At 65.3% G+C, this 15,870-nt stretch carries 9 protein-coding genes and 1 pseudogene; 5 read left to right on the top strand and 5 right to left on the bottom strand.

Annotation, left to right across the window (positions count from 1 at the left end):
* Positions 1-238, top strand: a pseudogene (locus I5M_RS01435) (hypothetical protein); the annotation flags it as partial.
* On the opposite strand, the gene I5M_RS01430 reads toward I5M_RS01435, so the two are convergent.
* On the bottom strand, positions 235-507 hold the full coding sequence (locus I5M_RS01430) for a hypothetical protein (RefSeq protein WP_022719774.1): 273 nt from the start codon (positions 505-507) through the stop codon (positions 235-237). The pseudogene I5M_RS01435 and the gene I5M_RS01430 sit on opposite strands and share 4 nt — an antisense overlap.
* Positions 508-689: 182 nt before the next feature.
* Between I5M_RS01430 and I5M_RS01425 the strand changes: the two genes are divergently transcribed.
* Positions 690-2,183, top strand: coding sequence for a diguanylate cyclase (locus I5M_RS01425; protein WP_031334958.1), 1,494 nt, complete (start codon positions 690-692; stop codon positions 2,181-2,183).
* A gap of 1 nt (position 2,184) precedes the next feature.
* Here the strand turns inward: I5M_RS01425 and galU are convergent, their stop codons facing one another.
* Both galU and I5M_RS01415 read right to left on the bottom strand, forming a co-directional pair.
* Complete coding sequence (galU, locus tag I5M_RS01420; protein WP_022719772.1) at positions 2,185-3,060, bottom strand: UTP--glucose-1-phosphate uridylyltransferase GalU; 876 nt, start codon at positions 3,058-3,060, stop codon at positions 2,185-2,187.
* Between the two features lie 157 nt (positions 3,061-3,217).
* On the bottom strand, positions 3,218-4,162 hold the full coding sequence (locus I5M_RS01415) for an alpha/beta hydrolase (protein WP_022719771.1): 945 nt from the start codon (positions 4,160-4,162) through the stop codon (positions 3,218-3,220).
* A gap of 211 nt (positions 4,163-4,373) precedes the next feature.
* Here I5M_RS01415 and I5M_RS01410 point away from each other — a divergent pair, with 211 nt between their 5' ends.
* The gene (locus I5M_RS01410; RefSeq protein WP_022719770.1) at positions 4,374-4,850 is read left to right on the top strand and encodes an Hsp20 family protein; all 477 of its coding nucleotides are present in this window, start codon (positions 4,374-4,376) and stop codon (positions 4,848-4,850) included.
* 177 nt (positions 4,851-5,027) lie between these two features.
* Here the strand turns inward: I5M_RS01410 and I5M_RS01405 are convergent, their stop codons facing one another.
* Complete coding sequence (locus I5M_RS01405) at positions 5,028-5,807, bottom strand: hypothetical protein (RefSeq protein ID WP_022719769.1); 780 nt, start codon at positions 5,805-5,807, stop codon at positions 5,028-5,030.
* 446 nt (positions 5,808-6,253) lie between these two features.
* Here I5M_RS01405 and gltB point away from each other — a divergent pair, with 446 nt between their 5' ends.
* Together gltB and I5M_RS01395 are read left to right on the top strand one after the other, a co-directional pair.
* A complete protein-coding gene (gene gltB / locus I5M_RS01400; protein ID WP_031334957.1) occupies positions 6,254-10,999 on the top strand; it encodes a glutamate synthase large subunit in 4,746 nt (1,581 codons plus the stop codon).
* A 164-nt stretch (positions 11,000-11,163) separates the two neighbouring features.
* On the top strand, positions 11,164-12,621 hold the full coding sequence (locus I5M_RS01395; protein WP_022719767.1) for a glutamate synthase subunit beta: 1,458 nt from the start codon (positions 11,164-11,166) through the stop codon (positions 12,619-12,621).
* Positions 12,622-15,299: 2,678 nt separating this feature from the next.
* On the opposite strand, the gene I5M_RS01390 is transcribed toward I5M_RS01395, so the two are convergent.
* Positions 15,300-15,870, bottom strand: a 571-nt coding sequence (locus I5M_RS01390; protein ID WP_022719766.1) for an SDR family NAD(P)-dependent oxidoreductase, incomplete at its 5' end; no start/stop codon positions are given.

The following is a 15,870-nucleotide window of genomic DNA, read 5'->3' as shown; positions in this document are numbered from 1 at the left end:
CGCTGACCGCGCGCTGGCGCTCGGGCTGATGGTGTCGCAGCGGAACATGGGACTGATGGTGGCGGCCACCGACGGCGTGCTGCCGGGTGCCACCTGGCTATACTTCGCGCTGTCGCAGTTTCCGATCTATCTGTCGCCGCAGCTTCTGCAGCCGCTGGCCCGACGCGTTCTCGCCCGGAAGGCGCCGGTGGAGATGGCGGTCGCCATGCCGAGCCCTCCCAGCCCGCAGCTTCCTTAGGGACGACCTCGTCCCCGCTCGCTCTTCTTGCGTCGGAACCGAACGCCGCTGCCATCGGGCAGGCGGGTCGCCACGTATCCGGCGGCCAGGCAGGCTTCTCGCTGGGGCATTTGCTCCTGCGGGCTGCGCAGGCTGTCCCACCACGACGCACGCTGCGCCGCACGCGGCAGTGCGAAGCCGAGCATCTCCTCGATCTGCTCGATGCTGAGCACGAGCTCGGTCGCGGTCTGGCCCGCAAGATAATCACGCAAGGGGGTGTAGTCGGTCACTTTGAAATCCGGTTGCAGGCGCCGCGCCTGATCCGGGGGCGCGAATTGTAGAACAGGGCGGTGGAGGGCCTAGCTTTGCGGGAATTGGTGAAAGCACGCGTTAACTCAGCGTTACGTCCATAGCCTGATTTAAGCGCTCCGCAAGGTATTCGATGTCATCTGCCTTCATGGAATATGGCGGCATGCTCGATCGGATCAGGCGGGAAATTGGGCGTCGCCGTGCCTTCTCGGCGCGGATGATGATTCTGTCGTCCGTGATTACCGTCCCTGGTTTCTCGGCCGTGTGCGGCAGTGTCATGCTCGACATGCGCCGAAGCGCCGAAACGCTGGCCAAGCAGGCGATGGAAAACCTCGCTGCCAGCGTCGACGCCGATATCGAGCGCAACATCGAGATCTTCGATCAGTCGCTCCACGCTGCCGCCAGCAATCTGCTGCTGCCGGAGGTGTCCCAGGTCGACGCCAAGGTCCGCAACCTGATCCTGTTCGATCAATCCATGACTGCCGGCCATTTCGGTCCGCTGCGGGTGTTCGACGCCAACGGTGATCTGAAGCTCGACGCCTCCACGCTCACCCCCGCCAAGCTCAATCGTGCCGACGCGCCCTTCTTCACCGTTCATCGCGACCGGCCCGACGTCGGGCTGTATGTCGGTCCGCCGGCGCGGAAAGGCGATAGCTATTCGATCGTTCTCAGCCGCCGTGTGACCGGCGCGGACGGTAGTTTCCAAGGCGTCGTCGCCGGTACGATCCGCCTCAGCTATTTCGACGAGCTTTTCGGCCGTCTGCGGCTGGCGCCGCACGACATGATCGCCGTCATTGCGCACGATGGCACCTTGATTTTCCGCAAACCGTTTGTCCCCGAGTTGATCGGCAAGGACATGAAAACGACGGCGGGCGGCCGCCAGATGTTCACCACTAAACGCGGCGCGTTCACCGGACATGGAACGATGGACGGCGTCGAGCGGCTGTTCGTGTGGAGCGACAGCACGCGGCCGCTGGTGGTGCTGGTCGCGACCTCTTGGGACGATGTGCTCGGCACCTGGCGGCGCCAGGCGATGTGGATCGCCGGCGTGGTGCTGGCGCTGGCGGCGTTTGTCGCGGCCTTCACCATCTTCTTCATCCGTGAGATCGATCGTCGCGCCGAAGCCGAGCACCGGCTGGAGGAACTGGCTACTACCGACCCGCTGACCGGGCTCACCAATCGCCGCAAGTTCGATGCTGCGATCGATCACGAATGGCGCAGGGCGCAACGCAACGGCACATCGGTGGCACTGTTGATGATCGATGCAGATCACTTCAAGGCCTACAACGACGAGTTCGGTCATCAGGCCGGCGATCAGGTCCTGATCGGCATCGCGGTGTGCATTGCCGACACGGTTCATCGCGCCGGCGACTGCGCGGCTCGTTTTGGCGGCGAAGAGTTCGCCGTGCTGCTGCCGGGCCTCGGGAGCGAGGAAGCTCTGGCGATGGCCGAGACCATTCGCCAGAAGATCGCGCAGTGGTCCGATATCGAGCGGACCGCGACCGTCAGCATCGGCATTGCCAGCATGACACCGCTGCCGCCGCAGCATTGGGCCGACCTGGTCGAGGCCGCCGACCGCGCCCTTTACGCCGCCAAGGACGCCGGACGCGATCGCTGTGTCGTCGCCGGACTCCGCGACGTCTCGATGGTGGCGTGAGCTACTTCGTCAGATAGCGCTTCATGTCGGCGAGCAGTCCCTCGCGCAGATCGTCGCGCTGCATCGCGAAGGCGATGTTGGCGCGCAGGAAGCCGGCCTTGGAGCCGCAGTCGTGGCGCTCGCCTTCGAACTCGACGCCGTAGAACTTCTGCGACTTCGACAGCCCGATCATCGCGTCGGTGAGCTGGATCTCTCCGCCTGCGCCGCGCTCCTGTGTCGCCAGGATCTTGAAGATTTCCGGCTGCAGGATGTAGCGCCCGGTGATCGACAGATTGGACGGCGCCGTGCCGGGGGCCGGCTTCTCGACCATGCCGTCGACCTCGAACACCTTACCGGTACGCTTGCCGACGCCGCAGATGCCGTACTGATGGGTGCGGTCGGCCGGCACTTCTTCCACGGCGATCACGTTGGCCTTGTCGCCAAGCTTCTCGGCGGCCTGGATCATCTGCTTGAGACAGCCGGGGGTGTTGAGCACCAGCTCGTCCGGCAGCACCACGGCGAACGGTTCGTTGCCGACGATGTCGCGGGCGCACCACACCGCATGGCCGAGCCCGTGCGGCGCCTGCTGGCGGGTGAAGCTCATCGCGCCCGCCTCCGGCTGGTCGCGCGCCAAAATCTCCATCTCGGCGGTCTTGTTGCGGCCCTTCAGGGTCACGTCGAGCTCGAACTGGCGGTCGAAGTGATCCTCGATCATGCCCTTGTTGCGCCCGGTGACGAACACGAAGTGCTCGATCCCGGCTTCGCGCGCTTCGTCGACGACGTACTGGATCAGCGGCTTGTCGACGATGGTCAGCATCTCCTTCGGCATCGCCTTGGTGGCGGGCAGGACGCGGGTGCCGAGGCCGGCGACCGGGAAAACGGCTTTGCGAATTTTCATGTGCGGGAGATCTTTCGAGGAAAGGTACTTGCGGAACGCAGCGTTCGGAGTTGCAGCGTGCAACCAAGGCGGATGTGTGAAGTTCCCGTGATGCTCGACCTTCGTCGATACCGCCACGATGTCGCAGGAGCGGGCGGCAAGGCTGCAGCATGTCACATCAGAATAGCGGCGTCCCCGGAACGAAAGCATCGAACGCCGCCCAGAATTGCTGCCGGTAGCGCTCCTGCTCCTGCAGGATTTCGTGCTTGGCGCCGGCGATGACGAGGTGGGAGCCGGCGCGCAGATGATAGGCGAATTCCTCGATCGCTGCCGTCGACACGATGGTGTCCATGCCGGCCGCCAGCATCAGGATGGGCTGACGGATGCTCGACGGATAGTTGGCGGCCCGGAAGCCGTGCATGGTGGCGAAGGCGGTGTCGGCCCAGGCGACGGTCGGAGAGCCGAGACCCAGCGTCGGGTCCTCGGCAATGATCGCGGCATTGCGGGCGTAGCGGACCGGGTCCGAGGTCAACGGGTTGCCGAGAAACGGCTCCGAGTTGGCCAGCACGTCGTTGCCGCCCGGCACGTAGCGGCCGCCCTGGCCGGCCAGCCGCATCGCGCGCAGCAGCAGCCGTACCGGCAGCGTGGTGGCGCGGCCGGGCAGGTCGATCATCGGCGCCGACAGCACCATGCGGTCGAACCAGCGCTTGCCCGAGTAGGCGATGCGCAGCATCACCGCGCCGCCCATCGAATGCGCCAGCGCGAAATGCGGCGGCGGGCAGTCGGGCAGCACGACCTCGCGGACGAAGGTTTCGACGTCGATCTCGAAATCCGAAAACCGCCGGACGTAACCCTTGCGCCAATCGCGCAGCCGCCGCGCCGAATGGCCCTGGCCGCGCCAGTCGATCATCGCCACCGCGAAGCCGCGCTCGCGCAGATCGCGCACCGTCTCGAAGTACTTCTCGATCTGCTCGGTGCGGCCGGTGAAGACGCAGACCGTGCCCTTGCGTCCGCTCGTCGGCGCCCACCTGGCGAAGCGTAGTTCGACGCCGTCGGGGGTCTTGATGAAGCCGGAGACGGCGCCTTCGGGAACCGGATTTGCGGGAATCGAGACGAGCGTCATGCACCGGATCCGGGAGGGAAGAAGTGGCGGAAATTCAAAGGGAAAATTCGCGGCCCGAGATTCTTGGAGGCCCCCTTGAACCGCCGAAGCACCCTCCCATATCATTTTCGTGCAGGCCACACCAAGGGGTCGGAAACGACCTCCGGCTGCATCACCAGCCCGGCCCGATGGCGGGCGGGCTCGCAACAGTCGCTTCTAGGAGGACTAAGCCATGCGTACTTTCGATCTCACCCCGTTCTATCGCTCCACCGTCGGCTTCGATCGTCTGTTCAACATGTTGGACCAGACCGCCGGCGACGCCGCTGCGCCGGGCTATCCGCCCTACAATATCGAGCGCACCGGCGATAACTCCTATCGAATCAGCGTCGCGGTCGCGGGCTTCTCCCCCGCCGAGCTCTCGATCGTCAGCAAGGAAAACACGCTGACCATCAAGGGCGAGAAGACCACTGAGGAAGCCGCCAAGGCCGAAGTGCTGTACCGCGGCATCGCCGCGCGCGCCTTCGAGCGGGCGTTCCAGCTCGCCGACTACGTCACCGTGAAGAACGCCAGCCTCGAGAACGGCCTGCTTCACGTCGACCTCGTCCGCGAGATTCCGGAAGCCAAGAAGCCGCGCAGCATTCCGATCTCCACCAGCGCGCAAGCAACGCCGCAGGTGGTGGCGGACAACACGGAGAAAGCTGCCGCGTAACGCGCAGCGTCTCGAGACCTCAGACATGCGAACGCCCCGGGAAACCGGGGCGTTTTTGCTGTTTGCTCCGGCCTATCAACGTCATTGCGAGCGAAGCGAAGCAATCCAGCTCAGCACGCGGCGCTGGATTGCTTCGTCGCTTCGCTCCTCGCAATGACGAGGAAGCGGTCGTGCACCTCAATCCAGCCCCTGCGCCGGCGGCATTGCCTCGGTCGGCTTCGGTTCGAAGGCCGGTTTTGCGGCAACTGGTCCCGCCGGGGTGGGTGTGGCCGATACCGCCGTGGCGCCAGGCGTCACCGGAGCGGGCGAGCTCGAGGCGGTCTGCTGCTTCGGTGCCGTATCGGTCGTCGGCTTGGTGGCATCCTTGGCGGGGACGGCCGCGGTGGCCGGAACCTGCTTGGCAGCCTTGGTGCCGACCGGCTGTTGCGGGGCGGGGCGCGGCATCGGCGGATTGAGCGGCCCACGGCTGGCGAGATGCGGGATCGCGCGCGGCGGCCGCGGCGGGTGGCGCTCGGGGCCGAACAGGCGCGTGGCGCGGACCGGGCCGAGACTCGCCATGGTCTCGCCGCTGACGATTTCGCCCACCGTGCCGGCCGGCACGAACCGCATCAGCCGGCCGCTGCGGCCGTCCATCACCAGCCGCCCGTCCTCGCCGTCCGGATCAATGACGACGACGGTATAGAACCGGCCGCGCGGTTGCGGCGGGCCGAGCGGCTCGAAGCCTTCGTCGCGGGCGATGGCGGCGATCTCGCGCGGCGGCAGCAGATCGGGCACCAAGATCTCCTCGCGTACCTCCGGCCGGTAACGCGGCGGGGGCTCTTCCGAATAGGGGCCGTCGAAATCGGACACCACGACGGCGCCCGGGGCGGCAAGGACGGCACGCGGCACCGGCTGCGCGTCGGCCGTTGCGGCTCCTGCCAACAGCGCAGCCGACATCATCGATCCCAGCAATTTCATCTGGCGAACTCCTGCAGCGCCCCCGCGCCCTTTACGCGCGGAGGGTCAGGGCCGAATGGGGCGTCGCTTGGGCCGCATCGCGGCGCAGTTCGCCAGAAAACGCGGCAATCCGCATCCCCTTGCGAGCACAGCAACAGTTTTGCGAGCCTCTCCGTCTCGAAGGGTGCAGGACTCGCGCGCGCTTGTATGCTAGACAAAAATTTGCCAAGGTCGTGCTAGGACAGCATCGCTGTCTCAATTGTGGCGGTAGCCCGGCACGGGCTGGCAGCGCTGATGCGGCGCTGGACGCCGCACGAGACACCTGAATTGTCCATTGGGCGATATGGACACCGGGGTCTGAATACTAAAATTGTGGCTCGCGACGCGCGAGCGGTGGCCCAGAGGGTGCCGCGAGCGTCAGAAGTGCGCCGCCACCGGAAGCACCTTGCCGGGATGAGAGGATGAAGATGAGCGGGTTCGAGTTCGAGCGCGAAAATATGGTTGCCAATACGCTGACGGCGGATTCGGCTGCCAAAACCACTGCGCCCGGACACGAGCTGGCCAAAGAACACACCTGGCGTCCCGAAGCCGAGGGTCTGTACGACCTGTCGCGCGAAAAGGACGCCTGCGGCGTCGGCTTCATCGCCAACATCAAGGGCCAGAAGTCGCACCAGATCGTCGCCGATGCGCTGAAGATCCTGTGCAACCTCGAGCATCGCGGCGCCGTCGGTGCCGATCCGCGCGCCGGCGACGGCGCTGGCATTCTGGTGCAGATCCCGCACGCCTTCTTCAGCCGCAAGGCGACCGAGCTCGGCTTCACGCTGCCGGCGCCGGGCGAATACGCCGTCGGCGCCATGTTCATGCCGCGCGACACGTCGTGGCGGAAGGTGATCAAGAGCATCATCGCCGGCCAGATCAAGTCCGAAGGCCTGACGCTGCTCGGCTGGCGCGACGTGCCGACCGACAACTCGTCGCTGGGTGAGACCGTCAAGCCGACCGAACCCGCCAACATGCAGGTGTTCATCGGCCGCGGCAGCAAGACCACCAGCGAGGACGATTTCGAGCGCCAGCTCTATATCCTGCGCAAGTCGATCTCGAACGCGATCTATCAGCGCCGCGAGCGCGGCCTCGCCGGGTACTACCCGGTGTCGCTGTCGTGCCGCACCGTGATCTACAAGGGCATGTTCCTGGCCGATCAGCTCGGCAAGTACTATCCGGACCTGCACGAGGACGACTTCGCAAGCGCGTTGGCGCTGGTCCATCAGCGGTTCTCGACCAACACCTTCCCGACCTGGTCGCTGGCGCATCCGTATCGCATGGTGGCGCACAACGGCGAGATCAACACCCTGCGCGGCAACGTCAACTGGATGGCGGCGCGCCAGGCTTCGGTGCATTCGGAGCTGTACGGCCGCGACATCAGCCGGCTGTGGCCCATCTCGTACGAAGGCCAGAGCGACACCGCCTGCTTCGACAACGCGCTCGAATTTCTGGTGCGCGGCGGCTACTCGCTGCCGCACGCGGTGATGATGATGATTCCGGAGGCGTGGGCCGGCAATCCGCTGATGGACGAGCAGCGCCGCGCCTTCTACGAATATCACGCCGCGCTGATGGAGCCGTGGGACGGCCCGGCCGCGCTGGCCTTTACCGACGGCCGCCAGATCGGCGCCACGCTCGACCGCAACGGCCTGCGGCCGGCGCGCTATCTCGTCACCAAGGACGACCGCATCGTCATGGCGTCCGAAATGGGCGTGCTCAAGATTCCGGAAGACCAGATCGTCACCAAGTGGCGGCTGCAGCCCGGCAAGATGCTGCTGGTCGATCTGGTCGAGGGCCGGCTGATCCCGGACGACGAGATCAAGGCCCAGCTCGCGGCGTCTCAGCCCTATCGTGATTGGCTCGACAGCACCCAGATCGTGCTCGAGGAATTGAAGGACGCGCCGGTCAAGGGCCAGCGCTCCAACCTGCCGCTGCTCGATCGCCAGCAGGCGTTCGGCTACACTCAGGAAGACATCAACATCCTGCTGACGCCGATGGCGTCGACCGGCGAGGAAGCCAACGGCTCGATGGGCAACGACACGCCGCTGTCGGCGCTGTCGGACAAGCCGAAGCCGCTGTTCACTTACTTCAAGCAGAACTTCGCCCAGGTCACCAACCCGCCGATCGATCCGATCCGCGAGGAGCTGGTGATGAGCCTGGTGTCGATCATCGGCCCGCGGCCGAATCTGTTCGACACGCCCGGCCTCGCCGGCCACAAGCGTCTCGAAGTGCGCCAGCCGATCCTGACCGACGGCGACCTGGAGAAGATCCGCTCGATCTCCGAGGTCGGCGACTCGCACTTCAAGTCGCGCACGCTCGACACCACCTTCCACGCCGGCCTCGGGGCCAGCGGCATGGAGCAGGTGCTCGACGATCTCAACGCCCGCGCCGAAGCCGCGGTGCGTGACGGCGTCAACATCATCATCCTCAGCGACCGCGCCACCGGCTCGGATCGGATCCCGATCCCGTCGCTGCTGGCCTGCGCCTCGGTGCATCATCATTTGATCCGCGTCGGGCTGCGGACTTCGGTCGGCCTCGTCGTCGAAAGCGGCGAGCCGCGCGAAGTGCATCACTTCGCCTGCTTGGCCGGTTACGGCGCCGAAGCCATCAACCCGTATCTGGCGTTCGAGACCATCATCGCGCTCAAGGACAAGCTGCCGACCAAGCTCGACGACTACGAGATCGTCAAGCGCTACATCAAGTCGATCGGCAAGGGCCTGCTGAAGGTGATGTCCAAGATGGGCATCTCGACCTATCAGTCCTATTGCGGCGCGCAGATCTTCGACGCCGTCGGCCTGCGCAACGACTTCATCGCCCAGTACTTCGCCGGCACGCATTCGCAGATCGAAGGCGTCGGCCTGGCGCAGATCGCCGAACAGACCGTGCGCCGTCATCACGACGCGTTCGGCGAGGCGCTGGTCTACAAGAGTGCGCTCGATGTCGGCGGCGAATACGCCTTCCGTTCGCGCGGCGAGGATCACGCCTGGACCGCCGAGTCGGTTTCGACGCTGCAGCACGCCGTGCGCGGCAATTCGCAGGATCGCTACCGCGCCTTCGCCAAGCTGCTCAACGATCAGCAGGAGAAGCTGCTGACGCTGCGTGGCCTGTTCAAGATCAAGGGCGCCGAGGCCGACGGCCGCAAGCCGGTGCCGCTCGCCGAAGTCGAATCGGCCGCCGACATCGTCAAGCGGTTCTCGACCGGCGCGATGAGCTTCGGCTCGATCTCGCGCGAGGCGCACACCACGCTGGCGATCGCCATGAACCGGATCGGCGGCAAGTCGAACACCGGCGAGGGCGGCGAGGAGGCCGATCGCTTCAAGCCGATGCCGAACGGCGACTCGATGCGCTCGGCCATCAAGCAGGTCGCCTCGGGCCGCTTCGGCGTCACCACGGAGTATCTCGCCAACTCCGACATGATGCAGATCAAGATGGCGCAGGGTGCCAAGCCCGGTGAAGGCGGTCAGCTGCCCGGCCACAAGGTCGACGCGACCATCGCCGCGGTGCGCCACTCGACGCCGGGCGTCGGCCTGATCTCGCCGCCGCCGCATCACGACATCTACTCGATCGAGGATCTGGCGCAGCTGATCTACGATCTCAAGAACGTCAATCCGTCGAGCGCCGTCTCGGTCAAGCTGGTGTCGGAAATCGGCGTCGGCACGGTCGCGGCCGGCGTCGCCAAGGCTCGCGCCGACCACGTCACTATCGCGGGCTTTGAGGGCGGCACCGGCGCTTCGCCGCTGACCTCGATCAAGCACGCCGGCAGCCCGTGGGAAATCGGCCTCGCCGAGACGCATCAGACCCTGGTGCGTGAGCGGCTGCGCTCGCGCATCGCCGTGCAGGTCGACGGCGGCTTCCGCACCGGCCGCGACGTCGTCATAGGCGCGCTGCTCGGCGCGGACGAGTTCGGCTTCGCTACCGCGCCGCTGATCGCGGCCGGCTGCATCATGATGCGCAAGTGTCATCTCAACACCTGCCCGGTCGGCGTCGCGACGCAGGACCCGGTGCTGCGCAAGCGCTTCACCGGCCAGCCCGAGCACGTCATCAACTACTTCTTCTTCGTCGCCGAAGAAGTCCGCGAGCTGATGGCCTCGCTCGGCTATCGCAGCTTCAACGAAATGATCGGCCAGTCGCAGATGCTCGACCAGGCCGCTCTGGTGGCGCACTGGAAGGCCAAGGGCCTCGACTTCTCCAAGCTGTTCTACAAGCAGAAGGCGGCGCCGGGTCAGAGCGTGTATCACACCGAGACCCAGGATCATCACCTCGGCAACGTGCTCGACCGCAAGCTGATCGCCAGCGCCCAGGCGGCGATCGATCGCGGCGCGCCGGTGAAGATCGAGACCGAGATCAACAACACCGACCGCTCCGCCGGCGCCATGCTGTCGGGCACGGTCGCCAAGCATTACGGCCACGCCGGCCTGCCGGCCGACACCATCCAGGTGCACCTCAAGGGCACCGCGGGTCAGGCGTTCGGCGCCTGGCTGGCGCGCGGCATCACCTTCGATCTCGAAGGCGAAGGCAACGACTATGTCGGCAAGGGCCTGTCGGGCGGCAAGATCATCGTCCGGCCGCCGTCGATCTCCGGCATCGTGCCGGAGCATTCGATCATCGTCGGCAACACCGTGATGTACGGCGCCATCGAGGGCGAGTGCTACTTCCGCGGCGTCGCCGGCGAGCGCTTCGCGGTGCGTAATTCGGGCGCCGTCGCGGTGGTCGAAGGCGCCGGCGATCATTGCTGCGAATACATGACCGGCGGCATCGTCGTCGTGCTCGGCAAGACCGGGCGCAACTTCGCGGCCGGCATGTCGGGCGGCGTCGCCTATGTGCTGGACGAAGACGGCGCCTTCGCCAAGCTGTGCAACATGGCGATGGTCGAGCTCGAGCCGGTGCTGTCCGAAGAGCTGATCAACGAAGGCGCCTTCCACCAAACGGGCGATCTCGAAGCGCACGGCCGGGTCGACGTGTTCGCCGATCTGCTCGGCAGCGACGTCGAGCGGCTGCACGTGCTGATCTCGCGCCACGCCAAATACGCCGGCTCCAAGCGCGCCCAGGACATCCTGGCGAACTGGACCACGTATCTGCCGAAGTTCCGCAAGGTGATGCCGGTCGAGTATCGCCGCGCGCTGCGCGAGATGAAATCCCGCGCCGCCGAGGAGCCGAAAATCGCCATCGGGGCGTAGTGACTAAGCGAAGCCGTCACCCTGAGGCGCCCGCGCAAAGCGCGGGCCTCGAAGGGTGACAGCCGCAGGGGAATGCTGCAGAACATTCATCCTTCGAGGCTCGCCCTTCGGGCGAGCACCTCAGGATGACGACCGGATAAGAATTCAGGGGCGTTGGTAGTCTGATGGGCAAGGTCACGGGATTTCTGGAAATCGAGCGGCACGATCGCAGCTACGCGCCGGTCGCCGAGCGGGTGAAGACCTACTCTGAGTTCGTCGTTCCGCTCAGCGACAAGGACCTGCGCGACCAGGCGGCGCGCTGCATGAATTGCGGCATCCCGTTCTGCCACGGCACCGGCTCGGCGCAGCCCGGCACGCCGGGCTGTCCGGTCAACAACCAGATCCCGGACTGGAACGACCTCGTCTACAACGACAATTGGCAGGAAGCGTCGCGCAACCTGCACTCGACCAACAACTTCCCGGAGTTCACCGGCCGCATCTGCCCGGCGCCGTGCGAAGCGTCGTGCACGCTGAACATCGACGACAACCCGGTCACGATCAAGACCATCGAATGCGCCATCGTCGATCGCGCCTTCGACAACGGCTGGCTCAAGCCGGAAGTCGCCGCGCTGAAGACCGGCCAGAGCGTCGCCATCATCGGCGCCGGCCCGGCAGGCCTCGCCGCCGCCCAGCAGCTCGCGCGCGCCGGCCACGACGTCCACGTCTATGAGAAGCTCGCCAAGGCCGGCGGCCTGCTGCGCTACGGCATTCCCGACTTCAAGATGGAGAAGCATCTGATCGACCGCCGCGTCGCCCAGATGGAAGCCGAAGGCGTCACCTTCCACTACAACACGCCGGTCGGCGGCAACGCGCCCGGCGCGGTCGATCCGGCCGAGCTGCTGAAGAAGTATGACGCCGTCGCGCTCACCGGCGGCGCCGAGTATCCGCGCGATCTGGCGATCCCCGGCCGCGAGCTTTCCGGCGTGCACTTCGCCATGGACTTCCTCACCCAGCAGAACCGCCGCGTCTCCGGCGAGCCGCTCGGCGACAAGCCGGAGATCCTGGCCACCGGCAAGCGCGTGGTGGTGATCGGCGGCGGCGACACCGGCTCGGACTGCATCGGCACTTCGATCCGCCAGGGCGCCACCTCGGTGACCCAGATCGAGATCATGCCGGCGCCGCCCGAGAAGGAAAACAAGGCGCTGACCTGGCCGAACTGGCCGATGAAGATGCGCACCTCGTCGAGCCAGGCCGAAGGCGCGGCGCGCGACTTCGCCGTCAACACGGTGTCGTTCGAAGGCGAGAACGGCGCCGTCAAGAAGCTCAACTGCGTCCGCGTCGACGGCAAATTCCAGCCGATCCCCGGCACCGAATTCGTGATCGAAGCCGACCTCGTGCTGCTCGCGATGGGCTTCGTCTCCCCGGTCAAGGACGGCCTCCTCGCCCAGCTCGGCGTCGCGCTCGACCAGCGCGGCAACGTCAGCGCCGACCTCAACCACTTCACCACCTCGCTGGACAAAGTCTTCGCCGCCGGCGACATGCGCCGCGGCCAGTCTCTGGTGGTCTGGGCGATCAGGGAAGGGCGCCTGTGTGCGCAGGCGATCGACCGGTATCTGATGGGAAGCACGACGCTGCCGCGGTAGGGGGCGCACAGCAGCGCCGTAGGATGGGCCGAGCGCAGCGAAACCCGTCAAAGCCGCGTCGCACAGCGATGGGTTTCGTGGTGCTCAAGCCATGCTACGGCTTGAGGTCGTAGCCGACAGCTCCACATCGAAGCGTCATGCGCGGGCTTGACCCGCGCATCCATCGCGCGCGTAAGCGCGCAACTAAACCAACAGCACAGCCTCATCCTGAGGAGCCGCGGCGAAGCTCGAAGAGCGTAGCCGGGGCGTCTCGAAGGATGGATTGCCGGGTCAAGCCCGGCAATGACGTTGCCTTGTAGGATGGGTTGAGCGCAGCGAAACCCATCACGCCTCGCCGCGCAGCGATGGGTTTCGCGTTGCTCAATCCATCCTACGGCGTCGTTTCCTTACCCGACAGACGGACTCGGAAACGGAATTACGGTCGCTGATTTGCGACCGCGCGGCATCCGCCGCCAGTAGCCGCGGACATGCTGCAGCCTCCCATCGCGAATGCGATAGTACGGCTCAATCCATAGGCGATCATTGGAAGTCATTGGTAGTTCCTTTCCGGGGTTTGAAGGGAACGCAAACGCGACGCGCGACGACACACCGGTCGTTGGTTGACCAGTGCGCCGCGCGGCCTCGGAACTGATTTTGAGGGCTTTCGGAGGTTTGCCGGCTCAGCGGCAAAGCCTCCTGATCCTTGAATGAAAAAGCCCGGCACAAGGCCGGGCTTTTGGAAAATTAGCGCTATAACGTCGGGGACAGCTTCGGTTGTGGGCGACTGGATCAGACAGATCCACTTACCCCGGTGAGCAAGTCTCCTTGCCGTCGCATAGTTAGAAGATCGCCGGGTCGATCTGTCCTATTCGATCTCAGGGCGCGAACTGCAAAGTTAGTGCCCTTACACCGTTGCTTATAGGCAGTGCTCTCCAAATAGCCGAAACCGCTCTTTGAGCGCCTTCCGCCTTAGGTGAGCGACGATCATCGCCGCCGAACAGACTAGAGGTAGGAATCCCGCGCTGCGGGGCATTGAAACTTGATCTGTTCGGTCTTGGCACAGGACGCTACGCGCGTGGTGTACCATCACCTGCTTTGATGGTTCTCTGCACAAACAGCGGATCAGTGCAGTCCCCGGACCCCTCTCAGCCCGGGGCTGATTGGTTAGAACCCAAAGTCAAGTTGATCACTCGATCTGCGGAGGCTCCTGGTGAGGCGGTTGGACCGGCGCCCAGAGGGCACCATATGCCTCTTCCCATTTCTCCAACGCGGGTACGAACGAACAAACACGTCTTTAGGCCCTTTGCCGTGGATACTACCCATGGCATAGGCTCCTTCTGTCAGGCGGTTATCCCGCCGCTCGTCTGCCCATATGCAGACCGGCGCCTAGAGCCAGCGTGTGCTGGTGACAGTAGGAGTGACCGGGGACGGCACTGAAACTACAAAGGCTCGACATGCCTCCTTTCCGGCAATATTTCCCAACCACCCAAAATCGGATGTTGTGCCCCGCCCAATAGGCCGGCAGGCGTAAGCGGTTGCTGCGATCGTGGACCTGCAAGCACCCGCCAACATCAAGTGAACATCGAGGTTCACCCGAGCACTGGCAAAGCTTTGCACTTTGGGTGACATCAAAGGTGGCACCCAAAGTGGCTGATTGGATGATGCGTTTCCCTGGTTGACGGCTACCGACAAAACGTCGCTGCCGAATCGATCATCCAATGTTGAAATCGGACTACCGAAATCGGCCGTCGTCAACGGGTCACACACGTATATAGAACCGTTGAAACGCATGGGAATGTGAAGAGGCGGACGCTGGTCGGCGCGACAACTCGATCGCGGTTGAGAGCTCTCCCTTGACGAATTCGTTTAATAGGAATAAAAGCCAGATCACCCTCTCCCATCGAGGGGCGCCTCCGGAGGCGTCTTGAGGCGGGGGGAGGGTGGCGGCGTCCTGCGCGTCGTGGTTCGCAGCCACGGCCTCGGGAGGCGTCGGGTCCCCGTCCGGCTCCACTAAGAGAGCCTGCCACTTGGTAGTTGGCTGGACGCGGATCGGGTGAAGGGCGGGAAAGCGCCCGGATGAAGCGGTGCGGAGGCATCGCGCCCGATCCCGGAAGCACGGGCCTGACAGCCATAAATCGCCGCGGTGGGCGCGCCAAAGCGGCGTTGCGCGGTGGCTCTATGTCATCGCGAGACTCACCAACACATCCGCGCCGCGCGGCGCGCCCCCGCCCCTCGGGTCACGAGGGACGCAAACCTCGGGCTCGATGAGCCGCGAGAGGGATTTGCCGTGGCTGTTTGAAATGTGGATCGGAACGTGGAGATGCGGGACGCCTGCCTCACTCACAGCGTCATCGCCCGACTTGATCGGGCGACCTAGTATTCCAGTGCGCTAGTTGGGATGCAGTGCGTAGTCGCGGGTGCACTGGAATACTGGATCCCCGCATGCGCGGGGATGACGGTTGGTTGTGGGGCGCGCGTGGTGGCGTCAATGAGGGCGCGCTAAGTAACCGATGGACCCTCGACTCGTCATTCCGGGGCACGCGCGGAGCGCGTGAGCCCGGAATCCATAGCCCCTGTGTTGGCGGTTACGTCGAGGCGCAGGTGACTGCGGCTTCGCCACGTCGCTGATTCTGCGGCGTATGGATTCCGGGTTCGCGCTTCGCGCGCCCCGGAATGACGCCGAGAGAGGTGATGCGACCTCACGCATTCCTCGCCATCAGGCCGCCATCGACAGGAATAACGGCGCCGGTGATGAACGACGCAGCGGGCAGGCACAGGCTCAGGGTCATGTGGGCGACTTCTTCGGGGGCGCCGTAGCGGCGCAGCGCGGTGCGGCGGCGGGCGTAGGTCTGCTTGTGCTCGTCGCTGATGCGGTCGGTCATCGCGGTGGTGATCGGGCCGGGGCAGATGCAGTTCACCGTGATGCCCTCGGGGCCGAGTTCGACCGAGAGCGACCGCGTCAGGCCGGTGACGCCGGCCTTGGCGGCGGAGTAAGCACTGTGGGTGGCGGTGGCGCCGAGCGCTTCGGTCGAGGCGATGTTGACGATGCGCGGGCTCGGCGACTTCCGCAAATACGGCAGCGCGGCGCGGATCACGCGGGGATGCGCGCTCAGCATCACGGCAAGCGCGCGGTCCCACACCGCGTCGTAGCCTGCGTCGTCGATCGGCAGCGCCGCCGAGATGCCGGCATTGTTGATGACGATGTCGAGGCCGCCGAGCTGCTGCGCGATGGCGTCGACGCCGCTCCTGATCGCCGCCGCATCGCCGACA

Origin of the sequence: Rhodopseudomonas sp. B29, from assembly GCF_000333455.1 — a bacterium.
In the GTDB taxonomy this organism is placed as follows: domain Bacteria; phylum Pseudomonadota; class Alphaproteobacteria; order Rhizobiales; family Xanthobacteraceae; genus Rhodopseudomonas.
Note: the sequence above shows the minus strand (reverse complement) of the source record. Positions and strands in the feature narration are given on the sequence as shown.